This is a genomic window from Sanguibacter hominis ATCC BAA-789 (assembly GCF_012396185.1).
Lineage (GTDB): Bacteria > Actinomycetota > Actinomycetes > Actinomycetales > Cellulomonadaceae > Flavimobilis > Flavimobilis hominis.
Genome location: NZ_JAAXOW010000001.1, coordinates 1,046,312 through 1,066,581, shown reverse-complemented (window position 1 = coordinate 1,066,581; position 20,270 = coordinate 1,046,312). Strand labels below are relative to the sequence as shown.

16 protein-coding genes and 1 tRNA gene are annotated in these 20,270 nt (G+C 70.7%); 14 read left to right on the top strand and 3 right to left on the bottom strand.

Annotated elements, in window-relative coordinates:
- Window positions 1-50: 50 nt before the first annotated feature.
- Window positions 51-812, top strand: a complete 762-nt coding sequence (locus tag HF995_RS04885; protein WP_350308765.1) for a glycosyltransferase family 2 protein — start codon at window positions 51-53, stop codon at window positions 810-812.
- On the opposite strand, the gene HF995_RS04880 is transcribed toward HF995_RS04885, so the two are convergent.
- Window positions 766-2,985 (bottom strand): hypothetical protein, encoded by a 2,220-nt coding sequence (locus tag HF995_RS04880; protein WP_168446629.1) that lies wholly within the window; start codon window positions 2,983-2,985, stop codon window positions 766-768. The genes HF995_RS04885 and HF995_RS04880 overlap by 47 nt on opposite strands.
- 20 nt (window positions 2,986-3,005) lie before the next feature.
- Window positions 3,006-4,169: a diacylglycerol/lipid kinase family protein gene (locus HF995_RS04875; RefSeq protein WP_286189201.1), complete on the bottom strand. Its 1,164-nt coding sequence runs from the start codon at window positions 4,167-4,169 to the stop codon at window positions 3,006-3,008.
- A gap of 107 nt (window positions 4,170-4,276) precedes the next feature.
- On the opposite strand from HF995_RS04875, the gene serS reads away from it, so the two are divergent.
- The 6 genes from serS (at window position 4,277) to HF995_RS04845 (ending at window position 11,150) form a co-directional block, all read left to right on the top strand.
- On the top strand, window positions 4,277-5,569 hold the full coding sequence (gene serS / locus HF995_RS04870; protein WP_168446628.1) for a serine--tRNA ligase: 1,293 nt from the start codon (window positions 4,277-4,279) through the stop codon (window positions 5,567-5,569).
- Window positions 5,566-6,465: an HAD hydrolase family protein gene (locus HF995_RS04865; protein ID WP_168446627.1), complete on the top strand. Its 900-nt coding sequence runs from the start codon at window positions 5,566-5,568 to the stop codon at window positions 6,463-6,465. The genes serS and HF995_RS04865 overlap by 4 nt, the downstream gene beginning before the upstream one ends.
- Window positions 6,466-6,483: 18 nt before the next feature.
- Window positions 6,484-7,536 (top strand): LacI family DNA-binding transcriptional regulator, encoded by a 1,053-nt coding sequence (locus HF995_RS04860; RefSeq protein WP_350308734.1) that lies wholly within the window; start codon window positions 6,484-6,486, stop codon window positions 7,534-7,536.
- A gap of 157 nt (window positions 7,537-7,693) precedes the next feature.
- Window positions 7,694-9,076 carry an ABC transporter substrate-binding protein gene (locus HF995_RS04855; protein WP_168446625.1) on the top strand — a complete coding sequence of 461 codons (1,383 nt, stop codon included), beginning with the start codon at window positions 7,694-7,696 and terminating at the stop codon, window positions 9,074-9,076.
- Between the two features lie 140 nt (window positions 9,077-9,216).
- Entirely contained in the window at window positions 9,217-10,224 is a 1,008-nt protein-coding gene (locus HF995_RS04850; RefSeq protein ID WP_168446624.1) for a carbohydrate ABC transporter permease, read from the top strand.
- Entirely contained in the window at window positions 10,221-11,150 is a 930-nt protein-coding gene (locus HF995_RS04845; RefSeq protein ID WP_168446623.1) for a carbohydrate ABC transporter permease, read from the top strand. The genes HF995_RS04850 and HF995_RS04845 overlap by 4 nt, the downstream gene beginning before the upstream one ends.
- A gap of 72 nt (window positions 11,151-11,222) precedes the next feature.
- Here the strand turns inward: HF995_RS04845 and HF995_RS04840 are convergent, their stop codons facing one another.
- Entirely contained in the window at window positions 11,223-12,224 is a 1,002-nt protein-coding gene (locus HF995_RS04840; RefSeq protein WP_350308733.1) for an NAD(P)H-quinone oxidoreductase, read from the bottom strand.
- Between the two features lie 219 nt (window positions 12,225-12,443).
- Here HF995_RS04840 and HF995_RS04835 point away from each other — a divergent pair, with 219 nt between their 5' ends.
- From HF995_RS04835 to HF995_RS04805, 7 genes are all read left to right on the top strand, one after another.
- On the top strand, window positions 12,444-16,697 hold the full coding sequence (locus HF995_RS04835; RefSeq protein WP_168446621.1) for an ATP-binding protein: 4,254 nt from the start codon (window positions 12,444-12,446) through the stop codon (window positions 16,695-16,697).
- Window positions 16,698-16,717: 20 nt separating this feature from the next.
- A complete protein-coding gene (locus HF995_RS04830) occupies window positions 16,718-17,161 on the top strand; it encodes a roadblock/LC7 domain-containing protein (RefSeq protein ID WP_098457876.1) in 444 nt (147 codons plus the stop codon).
- Between the two features lie 11 nt (window positions 17,162-17,172).
- On the top strand, window positions 17,173-17,577 hold the full coding sequence (locus tag HF995_RS04825) for a DUF742 domain-containing protein (protein WP_168446620.1): 405 nt from the start codon (window positions 17,173-17,175) through the stop codon (window positions 17,575-17,577).
- Window positions 17,558-18,157, top strand: coding sequence for a GTP-binding protein (locus HF995_RS04820; RefSeq protein WP_168446619.1), 600 nt, complete (start codon window positions 17,558-17,560; stop codon window positions 18,155-18,157). The genes HF995_RS04825 and HF995_RS04820 overlap by 20 nt, the downstream gene beginning before the upstream one ends.
- 120 nt (window positions 18,158-18,277) lie before the next feature.
- A complete protein-coding gene (locus HF995_RS04815; RefSeq protein WP_168446618.1) occupies window positions 18,278-18,721 on the top strand; it encodes a PIN domain-containing protein in 444 nt (147 codons plus the stop codon).
- Between the two features lie 33 nt (window positions 18,722-18,754).
- A tRNA-Ser gene (locus HF995_RS04810) sits at window positions 18,755-18,842 on the top strand.
- Between the two features lie 111 nt (window positions 18,843-18,953).
- A complete protein-coding gene (locus HF995_RS04805; RefSeq protein WP_350308732.1) occupies window positions 18,954-20,222 on the top strand; it encodes a threonine/serine exporter family protein in 1,269 nt (422 codons plus the stop codon).
- Window positions 20,223-20,270: the final 48 nt, after the last annotated feature.

The window sequence follows — 20,270 nt, the reverse complement described above, 5'->3', positions numbered from 1 at the left end:
AGGACCGGACGGAGCAGGCGACGACGCCCGCGCAGTCCACGGACCTCCCGGTGGCAAAGACGCCCCGCCCGCAGGTCGGCCCGAACGGCCGTACCCGTCAACGCGTCGCCGTCATCATCCCCGCCAAGGACGAGGCGAAGCGGATCGCCGCGACCGTGCGCTCAGCACGGGCGATCCCCTACGTCGACCTCGTCCTCGTCGTCGACGACGGCAGCGACGACGACACCCAGCACGTCGCGCGCGAGGCTGGCGCCGTCGTCGTGCGCCACTCGCACAACCGCGGCAAGGCCGCGGCCATGGAGACCGGGGCGTCGATCGTCGCGATGCGCGACTCGAGCGACCGCCCTGCCCGCCTCCTGCTGTTCATCGACGGTGACCTCGGCGAGACGGCCGTCAACACGGCCCCCCTGATCACACCTGTCCTCAAGGGCGCCGCCGACATGTCGATCGCGCTCCTACCGCCGCAGCCGGGCGCGGGCGGCCACGGCATCGTCGTGGGCGCTGCCCGCCGCGCGATCGCGAGCCTCACGGGCTGGACGCCCACCCAGCCGCTCTCCGGCCAGCGCTGCCTCACGCGCGAGGCCTTCGAGGCGGCGACGCCCCTCGCGCACGGCTGGGGCGTCGAGACGGGCATGACGATCGACCTCGTGCGCCGCGGCTACGTCGCGGTCGAGGTCCCGTGCGACCTGCGGCACCGCCCGTCGAAGAAGGACCTGCGCGGCACCCTGCACCGGGCAGCTCAGTACCGGGACGTGATCCTCGCGGTCAACGCGCGGAAGATGCGTTCTGTCCTGGGCGGTCGGCAGCGCTGACCTCGGCGACGCGACCGAACGTCGCGACGACGAGCGGCAGTGCGAGCGTCGCAGCGATCGCGGGGATGATGATCCCCGAGTCGTTGAGCGCGAACGCGATCGTCTGGACGACGAGGAGCGCGATCAGGCCCGCACCCAGGACCGGGAGCTCACGGGCCACCAGCTTGAGGGGCGCTTCGAGACGGCCCCCCGCGCGGCGCACGCCGAGGTAGACGAGGACGGCCGCGCCGACCGCGATGAGGGTGAACGGCGTGCCGACGAGGTTGCTCGCGTTCTGCGAGAGCTTGCGGGAGACCACGCCCCACAGCCCGCCGTCGAGCACGGTCTGCACGAACGCGCCGAGGTGGGTGCGCTCGCCCTCCGGCCGCAGCCAGTCCAGCACGGCGAACAGGGAGACGGTGACGGCCCCGGCGGCGAGGACCGCGAGCACGCGCCGCCAGGTCAGGCGCACTCCGAGGACGAGCAGCACGAGGACGGCGAAGCCCGGAACGAGCGCGGGCGGCCCGCCGAAGTCCGCGCCGATCGACGGCAGGCCGTCGAGGACGACGGCGACCAGGCCGATGAGCGCGACGACCACGGCTGCCGTGCGGCGTCGCCCGCGTGCGACGAGCGGCGTCGCCGCGATCGCCGCGAGCAGGACGGTCGATGTCGCGAAGAGCGTGAACGCCGTGTTGTTGAAGCCGTAGAAGCGGCCTGCCACGAGCGCCTGCGTGCCCATGAGCGAGGTGAGCTGGAGTCGGGCACCGAGGGCGACGTCGACCGCGAGCACGACAGCCGTCAGGGCGGTCACGACGGTCAACGGCCCGAGCGGGCGGCGGCGGACGGCGGGCAGGAGGCAGAGGGCGACGACCGCGCCGACGATCGCGGAGACGACGGCCGTCACGGTCAGGTTGGGGACCGGCGAGCGCCACCACGGCACGAGGTTCGCGAGGTAGGTCGCGGTCGGCAGGGCCGCGAGCGCGAGACCGGCCGTGCGCACGGCGCGGAGCCAGCGCAGCGGGTAGCCGCCGACGTCGCTGTCCTTGCCATCCTCGGCGGACGAGCGGGTCGCGCGTGCGATCCCGAGGCTCACGACCACCTGCAGCAGGATGTTCGCGACCGTGAACAGGACGTAGAACGGCGAGACGGCGGTGCGGACGACGACGGAGCGGAGCGCGTCGTCGCGCAGGCCCTCGACGCGGGCGGCGAGGGATGCTGCCGTGCCGTCGGCGCGCAGAGGCGAGCCGTCGAACCGGTGGGACGCGGTGCTCGTCGTGCCGGGCGCGGCGCGGTCGACGATCGTCCGCGTGAGGTCGTAGCCGAGCACGTATCCGGGCTGCCGTGTCGACGCCGAGTCGAGGAGACCTGCGGCGTCCCTGCCGGGCGTGAGCGGCCCGACGGCGGCGGCGACCTGGAGGCGCGGCGCGCGCGCCGAGTCGGCGAGGGACGAGAAGAGGACGAGCGGCTGGGTCGCGGACGTCTCGAGCGCGTCGAGGACGTCGGCGACGACCGAGTCGACCGCGGCGACGCCCCTCGCGCGCTCGGCCGCGGTCTCGCCGCGTACGGTGCCTGCGTCGACGACGACGACGTCGGCGGCGGCGAGCCGGTCGACGAGCGCCGGGGTGAGGGCGTCGTCGACCGGAGCCCAGCTCGGGACCTGGCCGGCCGAGCCTGCGAGGGCGATCGCGGCGCCGGGACCGAACGCGGCCGTGGTGAGGCCCGCCTCGGCGAGGATGTCGCCGAGGGTGCCGGGCACGGCGTCGTACTGCCCGTCGCGGGCGGAGGTGACGTACGCGTCCCACGCGGGGACCGCGGCGTCGGCGCGGCCGCTCGGCTCGTCGAGGACGCGGCAGCGGTCCTCGGCGTCCTCGGGGTACTCGTACGTCGTGTCGCCCGAGCGGGTGCCCGCGGACAGCGAGAGCCACCCCTCGGCCGGGCACGTCGAGGAGCGCACGTTGCGCACGACCGTGCTCCCGACCGCGCCACGACCGGCGAGCTCCCAGAGGGCCGGGGTCGCCTCGGGCGACACGTCCTCCCACTGGACCCCGGTGGTCCCGACGACGACGACCTGGACGGCGGGCGGGGCCGGGGCGGCGACGGCGGTGGGGAGGATCGCGCTCAGGGCGAGACCTCCGAGGACCGCGGCCGTCCCGAGACGCGCGAGGGGACGGCGGGTTCGGGTCAGGAGGCTCACCGGCCCAGCCTACGGGCGGGTCACCGCGCGAGGGTGATGCGGCGAGGGTTGCGGACGACGAGGGCGCCGGGCTCGACCCACGCCTTGATCGCGCTCGCGCGGCCGATGATGTCGCCGTCGACCTGGGCCTGCTCGCCGCCGCGGATGCGTGCGGTGACGGAGCGGCACTGCGTGTGGTCGATCCGGCCGATGCGGTTCGGCAGCTCGACCGTCTTGACCCCGAGGCCTTGCAGGACGACCTCGCCGAAGAGCTGGGCCCAGCCGGCGATGCCGCCGCGCGTGTCGATCGCGGCGATGTCGAGGATGCCGTCGTCGACGACGGCGTCGGGGATGAGCGTGATGCCGCCCGGGAGGCGCCCGCAGTTGCCGACGAGGAGCGTGCGCAGGCGCGTCGTGACGGCTGGCTGGTCGTCGAGCTGGATCGACGCCTCGAGGCGGCGGCCGTGCAGGTGCCGGACGCCGGCGGCGAAGTAGGCCATCCAGCCGACCTTCGCCTTGAGGGTCGAGTTGGTGTCGGCGACCATCGCAGCGTCGAAGCCGACGCCGCCGATCACGGTGAAGAGGTGCTTCGAGCCGACCTCGGCGAGGTCGGCCTCGTCCTCGTCGCCGTCCGGCGCCGGGGCCTCGAGCACCTCGAGCCAGCCGACGTCGATCGAGCGGTCGCGGCCGTCGAGCGCGATCGTGAGCGCCTCGTCGAGGTCTGTCACGGGGATGTCGAGGTTGCGGGCGAGGAGGTTGCCCGTGCCGACGGGCAGAAGACCCATGGGGACGCCGGTCCCGACCATCGCCTCGGCGACCGCGCGGACGGTGCCGTCGCCGCCCGTCGCGACGACGACCTCGGCGCCCTGTGCGACGGCCTCGCGCGCCTGCCCGACCCCAGGGTCCTCGACGCTCGTCTCGATCCACAGCGGCTCGAGGCCGGTCGCGCGGCACGCCGCGAGCACGGGCTCCTTGAGCGACGCGACGTCGGGCTTCGACGGGTTGGCGACGAACGCGACGACGCGACGCGGCGGGGGCGACGCGGCCTCGTCCCCCGCTGCGCCGTCGGGCAGACCGTGAGCCTGCGAGCGCCGCCAGGGACGGCGACGCTCGCGCCACAGCAGGATCGAGACGGTGAGCGCAGTCGCGGCCATCACGAGGGACAGGCAGATCCAGACGATCTCCCAGGGCGACATCGAGCTCATGCTGGCGAGGCTAGCGCCCCCTGACCTCCACCGCCCGACCTGGACCGACGCCCGGAGCCGCACGGACGCAGCGGTGGCGGTGAGCCATGGCCCGATAAGGTGGGCTCGTGATCGATCTCAAGCTCTTGCGTGACCAGCCCGACGTCGTCCGTGCGAGCCAGGTCGCCCGTGGCGACGACCCGGCGCTCGTGGACCAGATCCTCGACGCGGACGCCCGCCGCCGTTCCGCCCTCGTCGAGTTCGAGACGCTGCGTGCCGAGCAGAAGTCCCACGGCAAGAAGGTCGCGCAGGCGTCGTCGCCCGAGGAGCGCACGGAGCTGCTCGCGCACACCAAGCAGCTCGCCGAGCAGGTCAAGGCGTACGAGAAGGACGCAGCCGAGGCTGGCGAGACCCTCGACGCGCTGCTCATGAAGGTCTCCAACGTCGTGGCCGACGGCGTGCCCGCCGGCGGCGAGGACGACTACGTCGTGCTGCGCGAGGTCGGCGCCCGCCGCGACTTCGCCGCGGAGGGCTTCGAGCCCCGCGACCACCTCGAGCTCGGCGAGATGCTCCGCGCGATCGACACCGAGCGCGGCGCCAAGGTCTCCGGCTCGCGCTTCTACTACCTCACCGGCATCGGCGCGCGCCTCGAGCTCGCGCTGCTCAACGCTGCTGTCGACAAGGCGCTCGAGCACGGCTTCACGCCGATGATCACGCCGACGATCGTCAACCCGCAGATCATGCGCGGCACCGGGTTCCTCGGTGCGCACGCGGACGAGATCTACCGCCTCGAGGCCGACGACCAGTACCTCGTCGGGACGTCCGAGGTGGCGCTCGCGGGCTACCACTCCGACGAGATCGTCGACCTGTCGGCCGGCCCGCTGCGCTACGCGGGCTGGAGCGCGTGCTACCGCCGTGAGGCCGGCTCGTACGGCAAGGACACCCGCGGCATCATCCGCGTGCACCAGTTCCACAAGGTCGAGATGTTCTCGTACGCGCGCGTCGAGGACGCGGCGGCCGAGCACGAGCGCCTGCTCGCGCTCGAGGAGGAGATGCTCGCGCTCGTCGGCCTGCCCTACCGGGTGATCGACACGGCTGCGGGCGACCTCGGCTCCTCGGCTGCCCGCAAGTTCGACTGCGAGGCGTGGCTGCCGACGCAGCAGCGTTTCCTCGAGCTGACGTCGACGTCGAACTGCACGACGTTCCAGGCGCGCCGCCTGGGCGTGCGCGAGCGCGTCGAGAACGCCGAGGGCAAGGTCGAGACGCGCGCGGTCGCGACGCTCAACGGGACGCTCGCGACCACGCGCTGGATCGTCGCGATCCTCGAGAACCACCAGCAGCCGGACGGCTCCGTCCGTGTGCCCGAGGGGCTGCGCCCCTACCTGGGCGGCCTGGAGGTCCTCACGCCCGTCACCGCATGAGCGGGTGCCCCGCCGGTCTCGAGGACGTGCGGGAGCCGCGGCTCCGCTGGCCTGACTCGGTGCTGCCGGCGCCGGACGGCGCCGACCACCTGGTCGCGCTCGACGTCGACGGCACGCTCATGACCGACGACGGTTTCATCTCCACGGAGGCGAAGTCTCTCGTCCGGGAGATCCGCGCGGCGGGCAGCCACGTGCTGCTCGCGACGGGGCGGCCCCTCGTCGCGCTCCTGCCCGTCGCTGACGAGCTCGGCCTCGACGACGGCTACCTCGTCGCGTCGAACGGCTCGGTGACCGCCCGCCTCGGGGGGACGCAGGGCTACGAGATCGACGACGCCGTGACGTTCACGGCGGGCCCCGCGCTCGACCTCGTGCTGCACCACATGCCGCGCACGCTCTTCGCGGTCGAGGAGGTCGGCGTCGGCTACTGGGTCGCCGAGCGCTTCCCGGACCGCACGATCATGGGGCGGCAGACCGTGGTCGACCTGCGCGAGCTCGAGGGGCGCACGACGACACGGATCGTCGCGGTCGACGCGGGCGAGCCTGTCGACGCGTTGCGGGCGGGTCTCGCCGAGCTCGGCCTGTCGGACACGCACTTCTCGATCGCGGACCTCATGTGGATGGACGTCGCGCCGCAGGACGTGTCGAAGGCGTCTGCGCTCGAGCGTGTGCGCGTCCGTCTCGGTGTCGACGAGCGCGCGACGGTCGCGGTGGGCGACGGCGGCAACGACGTCGAGATGCTGCGCTGGGCTGCGTGCGGCGTCGCGATGGGTCACGCGGCGGCGGAGGTCGTGGCCGCGGCGGACACGGTGACCGGCTCGATCCTGGACGACGGCGTCGCCGCGGTGCTGCGCGCCGTGCTCGATCGCCTCGAGGGTGCTGAGCCCCCTCGCCGTTAGCGTTCCACGCCCGCTTGCGTGCACAATCAGCCAGTGGCGCATGGCATCGATGATGTTGCCCGGGCGGCCGGTGTCTCCACCGCGACCGTGTCCCGAGCTCTCCGTGGCATGCCCAACGTGTCAGCGAAGACGCGTGAGCACGTCCTGTCCGTCGCCTCGGAGATGGGGTACCGCGCTTCCCCTCTCGCGGCGGCGCTCGCCTCCGGTCGGACCCACACGATCGGCCTGCTCACCCCCTGGGTGAACCGGTGGTTCTTCTCCAACGTGATCGAGGGCGCGGAGCGTGCTCTGCGCGAGGTGGGTTTCGACGTCCTGCTGTACTCGTTCGCGGTGTCGGAGAACGGGCGCACCCCTCGGGTCGACCCAGACGTGCTGCGTCGCCGGGTGGACGGGATCCTCGTCGTCGGGCTGCCGCTCGAGGACACCGAGGTCCGGTCGCTGGAGACGCTCGGCAAGCCGATCGTGTTCATCGGGTCGGGCAGCTCGGACCATCCGATCGTCGGGATCGACGACGTGCGCCTGAGCGTCGAGGCGGTGCGCTACCTCTTGTCGCTGGGGCACCGGAACATCGGGCACATCACGGGGACGCCGGACGACCTGCGGCGGTGGACGCCGCCGGTGGACCGCCGACAGGGCTGGCTGACCGCGCTCGAGGAGACGGGGGTGGCGGCGGACCCGCGCTGGGAGGAGTTCGGGTTCTTCGACATCGACGGCGGCAAGGAGTCGGCGCGGAGGCTGCTCGAGCGCGCTCCGGAGCTCACGGCGCTGTTCGTCGCGTCGGACGAGATGGCGATGGGTGCGCTGCTCGCGGCTCGTGAGTGCGGCATCCGGGTGCCTGAGGAGCTGTCGATCGTCGGGGTGGACGGTCACGAGATCTCGGAGCTCGTGGGACTGACGACGATGAGCCAGCCGGTCGTCTCCCAGGGGGCGACGGCGGCGGCGCTCGTCCTCGACCTGATCGCTGGTCGCCCCGTGGACCGGCGCGTCGTGTTCGACGCCGAGCTGGTCGTCCGGGGGACGACCGGGCCTCCGCGCGAGGGTGTGCTCCGTATGGGCGGACCTGGGCTGTAACGAAGCGGCAACGTGACGAAATCGTTACTCGCTTGCGACACCACGGGCTTGAAAGTCGCCGATGTAAACGCTTACATGGATCTCGGAGGCGGCGCTCGACCAGGAGGTCAGGGCGTCGACACCTAGGGGCAACATCACATCGTTGTGGAGGATCTCAATGAGGAGCTTCAACAAGGGCCGTGCATTCACGGCCTCCGTCGTGGGCCTCGGACTTGCGCTCTCGCTCGCTGCTTGTGGCAGCGATGACGAGAAGAAGACCGAGACCCCTGGCGCCAGCGGCGACTGCGCCGCCTACGAGCAGTACGGGGACCTGAAGGGCAAGACCGTCTCGGTCTACACCTCGATCGTCACGCCCGAGGACACGCCGCACATCGACTCGTACAAGCCGTTCGAGGAGTGCACCGGCGCCAAGATCACGTACGAGGGCTCCAAGGAGTTCGAGGCTCAGCTCCTCGTCAAGATCAAGTCGGGTGCTGCACCTGACATCGCCTACATCCCGCAGCCTGGTCTGCTCTCGACGATCGCGAAGGACTACCCGGACGCTCTCGTCCCGGCCTCGGCCGGCACGGTCGCGAACGTCGACAAGTACTACTCCCCGTCGTGGAAGACGTACGGCACGGTCGACGGCAAGTTCTACGCCGCTCCGCTGGGCGCGAACGTGAAGTCGTTCGTCTGGTACTCGCCGAAGCAGTTCGAGAAGAACGGCTACAAGGTCCCGACGACGTGGGACGAGCTCATCGCCCTGTCGGACAAGATCCTTGCCGACCACGGCGCCGAGGGCGCCAAGCCGTGGTGCGCGGGCATCGGCTCGGGCGAGGCCACCGGCTGGCCGGCCACCGACTGGCTCGAGGACATGCTCCTGCGCACGTCGGGTGGTGACGTCTACGACAAGTGGCTCACCAACGAGGTCAAGTTCGACTCGCCCGAGGTCAAGGAGGCGCTCGCCAAGGTCGGCGAGATCCTCAAGAACCCGGACTACGTCAACGGTGGCTACGGTGACGTCGCGTCGATCGCGACGACCACGTTCCAGGACGGCGGCCTGCCGATCGTCGAGGAGGAGCCGCTCTGCTACATGCACCGCCAGGCTTCGTTCTACGCGGCCAACTGGCCCGAGGGCACGGAGGTCTCCGAGACCGGTGACGCGTTCGCGTTCTACCTCCCGGGCCTGACCGCCGACAAGCGTCCGCTCCTCGGTGGTGGCGAGTTTGCCGCGGCCTTCTCGGACCGCCCCGAGGTTGCCGCGTTCCAGGCGTTCCTCGCGAGCCCCGAGTGGAACAACTCCAAGGCGAAGTCCACCCCCGCGGGTGGCTGGGTCTCGGCCAACTCGGGTCTCGACCCGGAGAACCTGGTCTCCCCGATCGACAAGCTGGCTGCCACCCTCCTCGGTGACACCACGCAGGAGTTCCGCTTCGACGGTTCCGACCTGATGCCGGCAGCGGTCGGCCAGGGTACGTTCTGGACGGAGATGACCAGCTGGCTGGCCGAGGGCAAGGATGACGCAGCGGTGCTGTCCGCCATCCAGGCCTCCTGGCCCAAGTGAACCCAGGCCTCGGCCTGACAACGCCTGACCTCACGGTCTGAGCACCACGGACCGAGGGCCCGTCGCAGCAGCGGCGGGCCCTCGGGCCGCCAGGGTCCACGGGACCCGCAGCTGCACGACGACGACCTCGGGAGGGTCTGGTGGACTGGTTGCTACATCCGGCGACGACTGGAGGGAAGCTCCTCCTCATGGTCTTCGCCGTCGCGCTCTTCGCTGCGGCGATGGGCATCATCCTGTTCGGGGTGTCGCGCATCAAGCGGCCCCGCAAGTGGATGCTCGCCGCCGCGTTCGTCGGTCCCGCCGTGCTGGGCCTGCTCTTCGGCCTCGTGTACCCGGCCCTGACCACCATCAAGGCGTCGTTCTACGACGCGCAGGGCAAGAACTTCATCGGCGCCGACAACTACACGCGCGCGCTGACGGAGGACGCCTTCCAGAAGGTCCTCGGCAACACCGCGGTCTGGGTCATCCTCGTGCCGCTCCTGTCGACCGGCATCGGCCTGGTCTACGCGATCCTCGTCGACCGCAGCAAGTTCGAGAAGTTCGCCAAGGCGCTGATCTTCCTGCCGATGGCGATCTCGATGGTCGGCGCGTCGATCATCTGGAAGTTCATGTACGACTACAAGGCCGTGCTGGAGAACGTCCCGGCGGCCCGCCAGCCCAAGCAGATCGGCCTGCTCAACCAGCTCCTGATCTGGCTCGGGGGTGAGCCCTACAACTTCCTGCTCAACGGCCCGTGGAACACGCTGTTCCTCATCGTCGTCATGGTCTGGATCCAGGCAGGGTTCGCGATGACGATCCTGTCGGCGTCCATCAAGGCCATCCCCGACGACATCATCGAGGCCGCTCGCCTCGACGGTGTGGGCGCCTGGCAGATGTTCCGCCACATCACGGTCCCGAGCGTGCGGCCCTCCCTCGTCGTGGTCCTCACGACGATCGCCATGGGCACCCTCAAGGTCTTCGACATCGTCCGCACGATGACGGGCGGCCAGTTCGGCACGTCGGTCGTCGCGAACGAGTTCTACACGCAGAGCTTCCGGCAGAACAACCAGGGCCTGGGCGCGGCCCTCGCGGTGATCCTGTTCATCATCATCCTGCCGCTCATCGTCTACAACGTCCGCCAGATGAAGAAGACGGAGGAGGTCCGATGAGCAACACCGACGTTCCTGTCGACCGGATCGGCACGGTCCCGTCCCCGAGCACCTTCGACAAGGTCGAGCTCCGCGCGGACAAGGTCCGCAAGACGATGGCCAGCCGCATCGGCTCTGCCGTCGCGATCGTCATCGCGCTGCTGTGGACGGTCCCGACGATCGGCCTCCTCATCACGTCCTTCCGTCCTGAGCGGGAGATCAAGACGTCGGGCTGGTGGACGTTCTTCTCCAACCCGACGGTCACGACGGAGAACTACGTCTCCGCGATGACGAGCTCGTCGATCAACCTGTCGAACTACTTCATCAACTCCCTCGTCATCACGATCCCGTCGGTCCTCATCCCGATCACGATCGCGCTGCTCGCGGCATACGCGTTCGCGTGGCTCGACTTCAAGGGCCGCAGCATCCTGTTCGTCGGTGTCTTCACGCTGCAGGTCGTGCCGATCCAGGTCACGCTCATCCCCCTGCTCACGCAGTACGTGAACTGGGAGCTCAACGGCTCGTTCTGGGTCATCTGGCTGTCGCACTCGATCTTCGCGCTCCCGCTCGCGATCTTCCTGCTGCACAACTTCATGACGGAGATCCCGCGCGAGCTCGTCGAGGCTGCCCGAGTCGACGGTGCGGGGCACGTGAAGATCTTCTTCTCGGTGCTGCTGCCGCTCCTGGTGCCGGCGATCGCGTCGTTCGCGATCTTCCAGTTCCTGTGGGTGTGGAACGACCTGCTCGTCGCGCTGACGTTCGCGGGCGGTGACAACGCGGTCAAGCCGCTCACCGTCTATATCGCTGACCTGTCGGGCACGCGCGGCGCCGACTGGCACCTGCTGTCGGCGGCTGCGTTCATCTCGATGATCGTGCCGGTGATCATCTTCGTCGGGCTCCAGCGCTACTTCGTCCGCGGCCTCCTCGCGGGGTCCGTCAAGGGCTGACGCCGTACGTACGCACGAGGGGGCCGGGTCTGCACAGACCCGGCCCCCTCGTCGTCTGCTCTCGGGCGGCGCTCAGCCGTGGCGGACGAGGACGACCTTGCCGAACGGCGAGCCGCTCCTGACGGTCTCGTGCGCCTGCTGTGCGTCCTCGAGCGGGAAGGTCGCATGGACGACGGGCGTGATCGTGCCGTCGACGACGAGAGGCCACACCTCCTCGCGGACCGCGGCCATGATCGCCGCCTTCTCGTCGAGCGGCCGCGCCCGCAGCGTCGTGCCGTGCACGCTCGCGCGCTTGGCCAGCAGCGCGCCGAGGTCGAGCTCGCCCTTGCGCCCACGCTGCAAGCCGATCACGACGAGCCTGCCGCCGGTGGCGAGCGCATCGACGTTCCTCCCGAGGTTGGCCGCGCCGACGACGTCGAGCACGACGTCGGCGCCGCCGAGGGTGTGGCACGCGGCGACGAAGTCCTCGGTCGTCCGGTCCACGACGACGGGCTCGTGCGTGCCCGGCACTGCTGCGAGGAGCTCCCGCAGCCGGTGCGCGCGCTCGGCGCCGCCCGCGACGGCGACGACCTTCGCGCCGCGCGCGACGGCGAGCTGAGCGGCGAGCGAACCGACCCCGCCCGTCGCGCCGTGGACGAGGACGACGTTGTCAGGCTGCATGCCTCCGACGTCGACGAGGTTGGACCACGCCGTCGCGAGGCCTTCGGGCAGAGCGGCGGCCGCGACGTCCGAGACCGTGTCGGGGACAGGCAGCAGCTGCGACGCCGAGACCGCGGCGAGCTCCGCGTAGCCGCCGCCGGAGAGCAGAGCCGCGACCCTGTCTCCGACCGCCCACCCGCGGACGAGAGGGCCGGTCGCGACGATCAGCCCAGCGACCTCGAGGCCGGGCCAGGACGGCGCGCCGGGCGGCGGAGGGTACGCGCCGGCGACCTGCAGCAGGTCTGCCGGGTTGACCCCCGCAGCGGCGACGGAGACCAGCACGCCGTCGTCCGCAAGCACCGGATCGGGTGAATCCTGCACAGCCAGGATCGCCCCGGCTTCCTTCTGGGCGGGGCATGCTGTGATAATGCGCACGGCGCACATCCTAGTTCTGCCACGCCGTCACCACCCGGCGAGAGGAAGTTTGGGTGTTTTCCCCGCCTTCGGGGTGGTGCCTCGTCATCCGAGGTCGCGCTCTGCTAATGGAACCGGCCCAACATGCCGATTCATTGAGAACAGCGCGCGACCTGCCTGGGCCGCGAGCTGGGAGACGCCTCCCGTGGGCCCTCCGTGACAAGGACGAGAGAGGTACCGATGCTCCGCAGACTAGGGGTGCGCGGAAAGATCCTGGCGACACTGGCCGTGCCGGTGCTCGTCCTGGTTCTTGGCGCCGGTTACCTCGTCGTCGTCGCATACGACACGTGGCAGTACTCGCGGCTGCAGAGCAGCTACCTCGGAGCCGTCGTCGTCCAGGACGAGCTCATCGGCGCCCTCCAGGAGGAGCGCTGGACCTCGGTCTCCGTGGCCACAGGCCGAACCGCCTACGCCGCGGAGCTCGGTGAAGCCCGCAAGGCGACCGACGACGCGATCAGCAAGCTCGACCGCGCCCTGCGGCAGATGGACCGCAAGAGCGACAGCGCCGCAGTCAACGAGACGATGGCCGAGGCGGTCCGTGCGCGGGAGCCTGCCGCGATCGCGCTCGCGCGAAGCCTCGTCGACCAGCGCGTCAACTGGGGTACGACCGGTGGCGGTACGACCATCCGTAACCTCATGTCGTACTACGACACGATCATCGACGCTCAGCTCGACCTCGGTGACATCCTCTCGACCACGGTGCGCGACCGTGGCCTCGGCACCTTCGTGGTCGCGTACACGAACACGAACCGACTGCTGGACAACATGAAGGTCGAGGCGCAGTCCGGCCACATCCTCATCGAGGACTCCAACGCCGGCCGCGACACCGAGGTCGACCGCCGCGCCGTCGCGGTCCAGATGGCCCAAGGTACGTCGGTGCGCACCGACGCGATCCGGACCGTCGACGACCTCGGTATCGAGGGCGTCGCGATCCCGGAGCTCACCTCCTCGTTCCAGACCGCCCGTGACGGCCTGCTCCAGGCAGCCCCGAACTCAATCCCGTTGCAGTACCGGACCCAGTGGGAAGCCAACGCTGCGGCCGAGAACGAGCGGATCCTCAAGGTGCGCGACGACCTGCGGGCCCGCGCCGTCGAGTACGGGAACTCGGCCGAGGACGCCGCGACCCGTTCGCTGCTCCTCACGCTCGCCGCCGCGCTCGCCGCGGTCGCCGTGTCCGTCGTCATCGCGCTCACCGTCGCGCGGACGATCACCGAGCCGCTGCGTCGCCTCACGGAGGCTGCTGGCCGAGTCCGCGACGAGCTGCCGCGCATCGTCGACGAGGTCGCCGAGCCTGGCAAGAGCCCCGACATCTCCGTCGAGAAGATCGAGGTCACCTCGCAGGACGAGGTCGGCCGCCTGGCCGCCGCGTTCAACGAGGTGAACGCCGTGACCCTCCGCGTCGCGCGAGAGCAGGCCCTCCTGCGTGGCTCGATCGCCGAGATGTTCATCAACGTCGCGCGTCGCGACCAGGTGCTCCTCAACCGCCAGCTCGTGTTCCTCGACGAGCTCGAGCGCTCCGAGGAAGACCCCGGCACGCTCTCCAACCTCTTCCGTCTCGACCACCTGGCGACGCGAATGCGTCGTAACGCCGAGTCGCTCCTCGTCCTCGCCGGCATCGAGTCGGGACGTCGCGTCCGCGCAGCGATGCCGCTCTCCGACGTCGTCCGTACGGCCTCCTCTGAGATCGAGCTGTACGAGCGCGTCGAGCTCGACCTGCACGTCGACCCGCTCATGCTCGGTCACAACGCGCTTCCCGCAGCGCACCTGATCGCCGAGCTCCTCGAGAACGCGACCGTCTTCTCCGACCCGGGCACGCCCGTCGTCGTGACGGTCGAGGAGGACCTGCGCTGGTACACGGTCGCCGTGCTCGACGAAGGCCTCGGCATGAGCGACGAGGAGCTCGACGAAGCCAACGAGAAGGCGTCCACGTACGCCGCGAGCGAGATCGTCGGGTCGCAGCGTCTCGGCCTCTACGTGGTCGGTCGACTCGCCTACAAGCTCGGCGCTTCCGTGCGCTTCTCGCGGCCTGAGGACCGTCAGGGCACGCTCGCCCGCGTCATGCTGCCGCGTGCACTGTTCATCGCAGCCGACGAGGTCCCGCTCGACGAGCCCGTGGACGTCCTGAGCAAGGACAACCGTCAGGCCACCGACGCCTGGGTCGCTCCCGAGCCCACGGCCGCGCAGCCCCTCTCGACCCGTCGCAACGTCGAGCCCGAGCCGCCCGTCGCGGTCCCCGTCGACCTCGACGCGCTCACCGACGGCTCCACGAGCACGGGCATGCCGCGTCGCAAGACTCGCGTCACCCCCGAGGCTGCCGCGCCCAGCGCCTCGCTCGGCGCGCTGCCCGAGGCGGACATCGTCCTCCCCGAGCTCGCCGCGTCCGAGCTGCCGAGCGACTTCGTCGCCGGTGCTGACGAGCTGTGGACCCCGCCGAGCAACGTCGCTGGCCCGTCGTCGCTCCCGACGCGTGGCGGCGGCCTGCCGACCCGTGGCGGCGGCAACCTGCCCACCCGCGGGTCGGTGCTGCCGACGCGCAGCGCTGCCCCGACGGCGCCCTCCGCCTCGGTCGGGGGAGAGCCGGGCCTCGACGAGACCGGTCCGGTCGCACCCGTGCCTGAGCGTGCCGCGGTGTTCTCGAACTTCCGTACGCGCCGCTCGCTCGAGTTCATGGGCGAGTCCATCGAGCCCCGCACCGCTCACGAGCAGGAGCCAGAGACGTCGGTGCCCGCCGTCGAGCCCCCCGCGGCTCAGGCGATCCCGTCCGTCGAGCCCGACCTGCCGATGCGCGGCCAGCACCAGGACGCGGCCGTGCAGGCGCTCGCCGACGCGTGGAACCCGAGCGTCGCCGGTGGTCTCGAGGACGCGGTCGCGTCCGTCGCGGACCAGCCCGACCTCGGCGCCTTCCACGATGCCGAGAGCGCCGCGTGGCAGCCGACCCACGCGTCTGAGCTGCCCGCTCCGACGCGTGACGACGACAGGCTGCGCACCCTCGGTGCGCACGTCGGTTCGATCGCGTCTGCTGCGGAGATCGACGACGAGGCGTACCCGGACGTCCCGACGCGTCGGGGCCGCTATGCCCGCTACGACGACGCGAACGCCGAGACGGTCGCGCAGGGCGACGCGGCTCCCGCCTACGAGCCGGAGCCCGTCGTCGACCAGACGGTGGTCGACGCCGTGCCGGTCGCAGAGATCGACCCCGCGCTCGGTTTCGCGATCCCCGGCCTCGTCGAGGACGAGCTCGAGGTTCCTGATCTCGCCGCCGACGTCGCGTACGACGACGCGCCCGTCGAGGAGTACCCGGCGGAGCCTGTCGGCTACGCGAACGAGCCCGCGCCGCAGGCGTATGAGTCGTTCGAGGCGCCGCAGGCAGAGGTTGCAGCTCCGCAGTACGAGGCTCCGCAGTACGAGGCGCCTCAGCAGGAAGCCCCGCAGTACGTCGCTCCGGCTGAGCCCGCGCCCGTCCAAGACGCAGGCTTCCTGCCGATGCCCGCGGCGAGCGCTGACATCGCTCCGTTCGCCGTCAGCCCTTCGGGTGCCGCGCTGCCGAGCTTCAGCGACGTCCTCGGCGCCGCACCGGCCGCCGCGGCCCCGGCGCCCGCCGCCGAGCCCGAGAAGAAGCGTGGCCTCTTCGGTCGCAAGCGCAAGAAGAAGGGTGAGGACGCGCCGGCTGTCACGCCGCCGCCCGCACCTGTGTCGCACGAGCCGGCCGGATGGGGGATGGCGCCCGCGCCGTCCGCCCCTGCCCCCGCGGCCTTCCAGCCTGAGCCGCAGGCCGCCCCGGCATTCGAGGCTCCCGCAGCGTTCGCACCGCAGGCTGCGCCGCCCATGCCGACGCGGACGCCCGCGGCGTCCATGGACGCTGCGCCGCTCGAGCGTCGTACGCCGTCCACGTTCACGCCCCAGGCGATCGAGCCCGACGGCTTCACCTACTCGCCTCCCGCGTTCGGTGCGACCGTCGCGTCGGCGGCTGAGACCGTGGGCCGTGCCGCGCCGTCGGCCACCGCATTCTTCGGTCCGAGGGACGACGCCGCACCCGTGGCGCCGTCCGCGCCTGCCGCTCCGGCTTCCCCCGATGCCCAGCGCACCAGCTGGGGAGTGGGCGAGCTGGACGCAGAGCTCTCTGCCCGGCTCGCACTGCAGGCCGGGATCCAGGAGCAGGCGCTGGCCGAGCTCAGCCAGCTCTCCTCGTACCGGCCGAACCAGATGGCCGGCACCGCGGCGAGCAGCAACCTCACCAAGCGAGTCCGGACGGAGGTGCCTGCCTCTACACTTCCGGACGAGGGCTCTTCCAAGATCAGCCGCGACGCGGCAGAGCTCCGGTCGCGACTGTCGTCCTTCGTGAGTGCCACCAACCGGGCACGCCAGGAGGGCGACGGAAGTCCGGCGCAAGATGTCCATGAACCGACCCACGACCCCGCACCACAGTCGCGTTGACTCTGGAAGAAGGAGAGAAAGTGTCCATCAGTACTGAGGCAACCAACTTCGGGTGGTTGCTCGACAACTTCGTCAGGACAGTTGCCGGCACCCGCCACACGCTCGTCGTCTCTGCGGACGGTCTGCTCATGGCGATGTCGGAGAACCTGGACCGGACCTCCGGCGACCAGCTTGCCGCTATCGTGTCTGGCATGTCCTCCCTGACGCGTGGTGCCGCGCGCCAGCTCGAGGCTGGGAACGTCCGCCAGTCCATCATCGAGATGGACGACGCGTTCCTGTTCCTCATGAACGTGTCCAATGGTTCCGTGCTCGCTGCGGTGGCAGAGTCCACCTGCGACGTCGGCCTCATCGGCTACGAGATGGCTCTGCTCGTCTCGCGCACCGAGGCCACGCTGACTCCGCAGCTCATCACCGAGATGCGCGGCAACCTTCCCGTCGACGGTGCGACTCGTCTTCTTGGCTGAGGGAGATTCACATGTCTAGCTCGCACGACGGTCACGAGTTCGAGAGCTCGACCGTCCGGCCCTACACAGTCACGGGCGGCCGTGTCCGGTCCGCGACGTCCGACCTCCCCCTGGAGGCGCTCGTCGAGGCGATGCCCGGTGCTGTCACCGGAACGCGTCTGACGCCCGAGAAGCGCGAGATCATCCGCCATGCGGCGCTGAACTACGTCTCGGTCGCGGAGCTCTCGGCGCTCCTGCGCATGCCGATCGGCGTGGTTCGTGTCGTCATCGCCGACCTCGCCGACGACGGTTACATCAAGGTGCACACCGCGGCGCCCGTCAACGTCCACACGGGTCACGGCCAGCCTGGCCACCAGAACCCGGCCCTGTCCCTGAGCGTGTTGGAGAGTGTTCTCAATGGCATTTCCTCCCTCTGAGTCCGCGTCCGTCACGCCGCACGCGCCTGCCCCTACGGTCGTCAAGATCGTCGTCGCAGGTGGCTTCGCAGTGGGCAAGACGACGTTCATCGGCTCCATCTCTGACATCGAGCCCCTCAACACCGAGGCCGCGATGACCGAGCACTCCGTCGGCGTCGACGACGCCGGTGGCGTGACCGACCGCAAGACGACGACCACGGTCGCCATGGACTTCGGTCGCATCGAGCTCTCGAGCTCGCTGTGGCTGTACCTCTTCGGCACCCCCGGCCAGGACCGCTTCCTTTTCATGTGGGACGACCTGGTGCGCGGCGCGATCGGCGCCGTCGTGCTCGTCGACACCGACCGCCTCGAGCAGTGCTTCCCGGCGATCGACTACTTCGAGTCGCGGGGCATCCCGTTCGTCGTGGGCGTCAACTGCTTCGACGGTGTGGCCAAGCACCGCCTCGAGGACGTCCGTGAGGCCCTGCAGGTCCCTGCGCACGTCCCGATGCTGTACACGGACGCACGCTCGCGTGCGGCGACGAAGCAGACGCTGATCTCGCTCGTCCAGCTCGCGATGGCGCGCCTGCGCGCCGCCTGAGCCTCCGCAAAGCTGTAGTCCCCGGCCGGGGCCGTCGTTCGTCGACGGCCCCGGCCGGTGTCGTCTCGGGTAGATTCGTCCCGTCCGCGGGAAGGGCCCGCGCGTGCGACGGAGGTTGCCGTGTTTCTCGTCGACGGCTCGGCGCTGCGGCTGACGGTCGTCGACTCCTCGTACCCGCTCCTGCCCGGCGAGGATCCTGCGATCGTGGGGGAGGCGCTCGCCTGGCGGGCATGGCTTGGCGAGCACGAGCCTGACGTCGCTGTCACGGAGATCGGCCTGGTGCAGCTGCGTCGGACGGCGGACCCGCTCGGACCAGAGGCCCGCGAGACGGTGCGTCAGCTCGTGCCGCGGCTGACCGTCCTGCGGATCCCGGACCGGGCGATGACCGTGTCGCCGCTCGTCACGCCCGTCCTCGGGCCGTTCGACGCCCTGCACCTCGGCCTCGCCGTCGTGCACCACGAGATCACGACGATGGTGACGTACGAGCGCGACCTGGCGCGCCTCGCGCGCATGTATGCCCTCGATGTCCTCAGCCCGGGCCGCGACGACGCCTGGTGGGTCTGAGGCGCGGGTCCTCCGTGGCAGAATGTGGCGCGAGGAGGGCTGACAGAGCGGCCTAATGTGACGGTCTTGAAAACCGTTGTCCCGCAAGGGACCGGGGGTTCGAATCCCTCGCCCTCCGCCATCGACGAAGGCCGCGCCGCACAGGCGCGGCCTTCGTCGTACTCCTCGCCGCGACGGGCCCGAGGGGAGGATGGTCCCGCCTCCGCGCCGTCACGGGAGGGATGATGTCCCCGTGAACACCACCGCGACAGAGGACGAGCTCGAACCGGTCGGGCTCATCAGACAGTCCGGCGCCGTCCTGCGGCTCGGCCGCCTCAGCCTCTCCGCAGGCACGGGCAGCTACCGGGTCAAGGCGACCATGGAGCGCGCGGCACGCGCGCTCGGCATGGCGCGGCACGAGGCGCACGTGACCCTCACCGAGATCACCGCGACGTCGCACCGAGGCCCCATCTTCCGCACCGAGGTCACCGAGGTGCGGTCGATCGGCGTCAACTCCGACCGCCTCATGGAGATCGAGCGCTACGTCTCGGCCCTCCCTGAGGAGACGACGGTCGAGGAGCTCGAGCGCGGGGTGGACCGGATCGCGTCCAAGCCCTTGCTCTACGGGCGCGTGGCGAACGCCCTGTTCGCCGCGGTCGCGTGCGCGGCGTTCGCGTTCCTCAACAACGGTGGGCCCGTCGAGTGCGCAGGCGTGTTCCTTGCGGCCGGCTCTGGTCAGCTGCTGCGCCGCACGCTCCTGCACAAGGGCTTCAACCAGTTCGCCGTGACGATGCTGGCCGCGTGCCTCGCGTCGTTCATGTACCTCGGGCTGATGATGGCGCTCGACTCGACCGTCGCCGCGTGGGGCGGCCACGAGGCCGGCTACGTGTCGGCCGTCCTGTTCCTCGTGCCGGGCTTCCCCCTCGTCACGGGCGCCCTCGACCTCGCGAAGCTCGACTACTCGGCCGGTGTGGCGCGCCTGACGTACGCGGTCATGATCCTCATGTCGGCTGCGCTCGCCGTGTGGGGCGTGTCGACGCTCGCGGGCGTGACGCCCGACGTCGTGCAGCCCCTCGACATCCCTACAGGCCTGCTCCTGACCCTGCGACTCGTCGCGAGCTTCCTCGGCGTGCTCGGGTTCGCGCTCATGTTCAACAGCCCGTGGACCATGGCGCTCAGCGCCGCGACCATCGGGATGGTCGCGAACGTGCTGCGCATCAGCGTCGTCGAGCAGGGCCTCGCGCCGCAGGCGGCAGCAGCGATCGCGGCATGCCTCGTCGGGCTCATCACCGCCGTTGTCGCTCCCGCGATCGACGTGCCGCGCGTGACCGTGTACGTGCCCGCCGTCGTCATCATGGTGCCCGGCGCGACGGCGTACCGCGCCGTCTACTACCTCAACGACCACGCGTCGACGACGGCCCTCGGGTACGCCGTCGACGCGGGCCTGATCGTCATCGCGCTCGCGATCGGGCTCGCGCTCGGACGCATGCTCACGGACCGCGGATGGATGTTCGAACGCTAGTGAGCAGCCGGTTTTGCCCGAGGCTCATGCTCGGATAGGCTGTGCGGG

Excerpts from the sequence above, each read along its gene's own strand:
- HF995_RS04835 (WP_168446621.1), top strand. The coding sequence starts at position 12,444 with ATGCTCCGCAGACTAGGGGTGCGCGGAAAGATCCTGGCGACACTGGCC.
- HF995_RS04875 (WP_286189201.1), bottom strand. The coding sequence starts at position 4,169 with ATGAGCTCGATGTCGCCCTGGGAGATCGTCTGGATCTGCCTGTCCCTC.
- HF995_RS04820 (WP_168446619.1), top strand. The coding sequence starts at position 17,558 with ATGGCATTTCCTCCCTCTGAGTCCGCGTCCGTCACGCCGCACGCGCCT.
- HF995_RS04865 (WP_168446627.1), top strand. The coding sequence starts at position 5,566 with ATGAGCGGGTGCCCCGCCGGTCTCGAGGACGTGCGGGAGCCGCGGCTC.
- HF995_RS04855 (WP_168446625.1), top strand. The coding sequence starts at position 7,694 with ATGAGGAGCTTCAACAAGGGCCGTGCATTCACGGCCTCCGTCGTGGGC.
- HF995_RS04845 (WP_168446623.1), top strand. The coding sequence starts at position 10,221 with ATGAGCAACACCGACGTTCCTGTCGACCGGATCGGCACGGTCCCGTCC.
- HF995_RS04825 (WP_168446620.1), top strand. The coding sequence starts at position 17,173 with ATGTCTAGCTCGCACGACGGTCACGAGTTCGAGAGCTCGACCGTCCGG.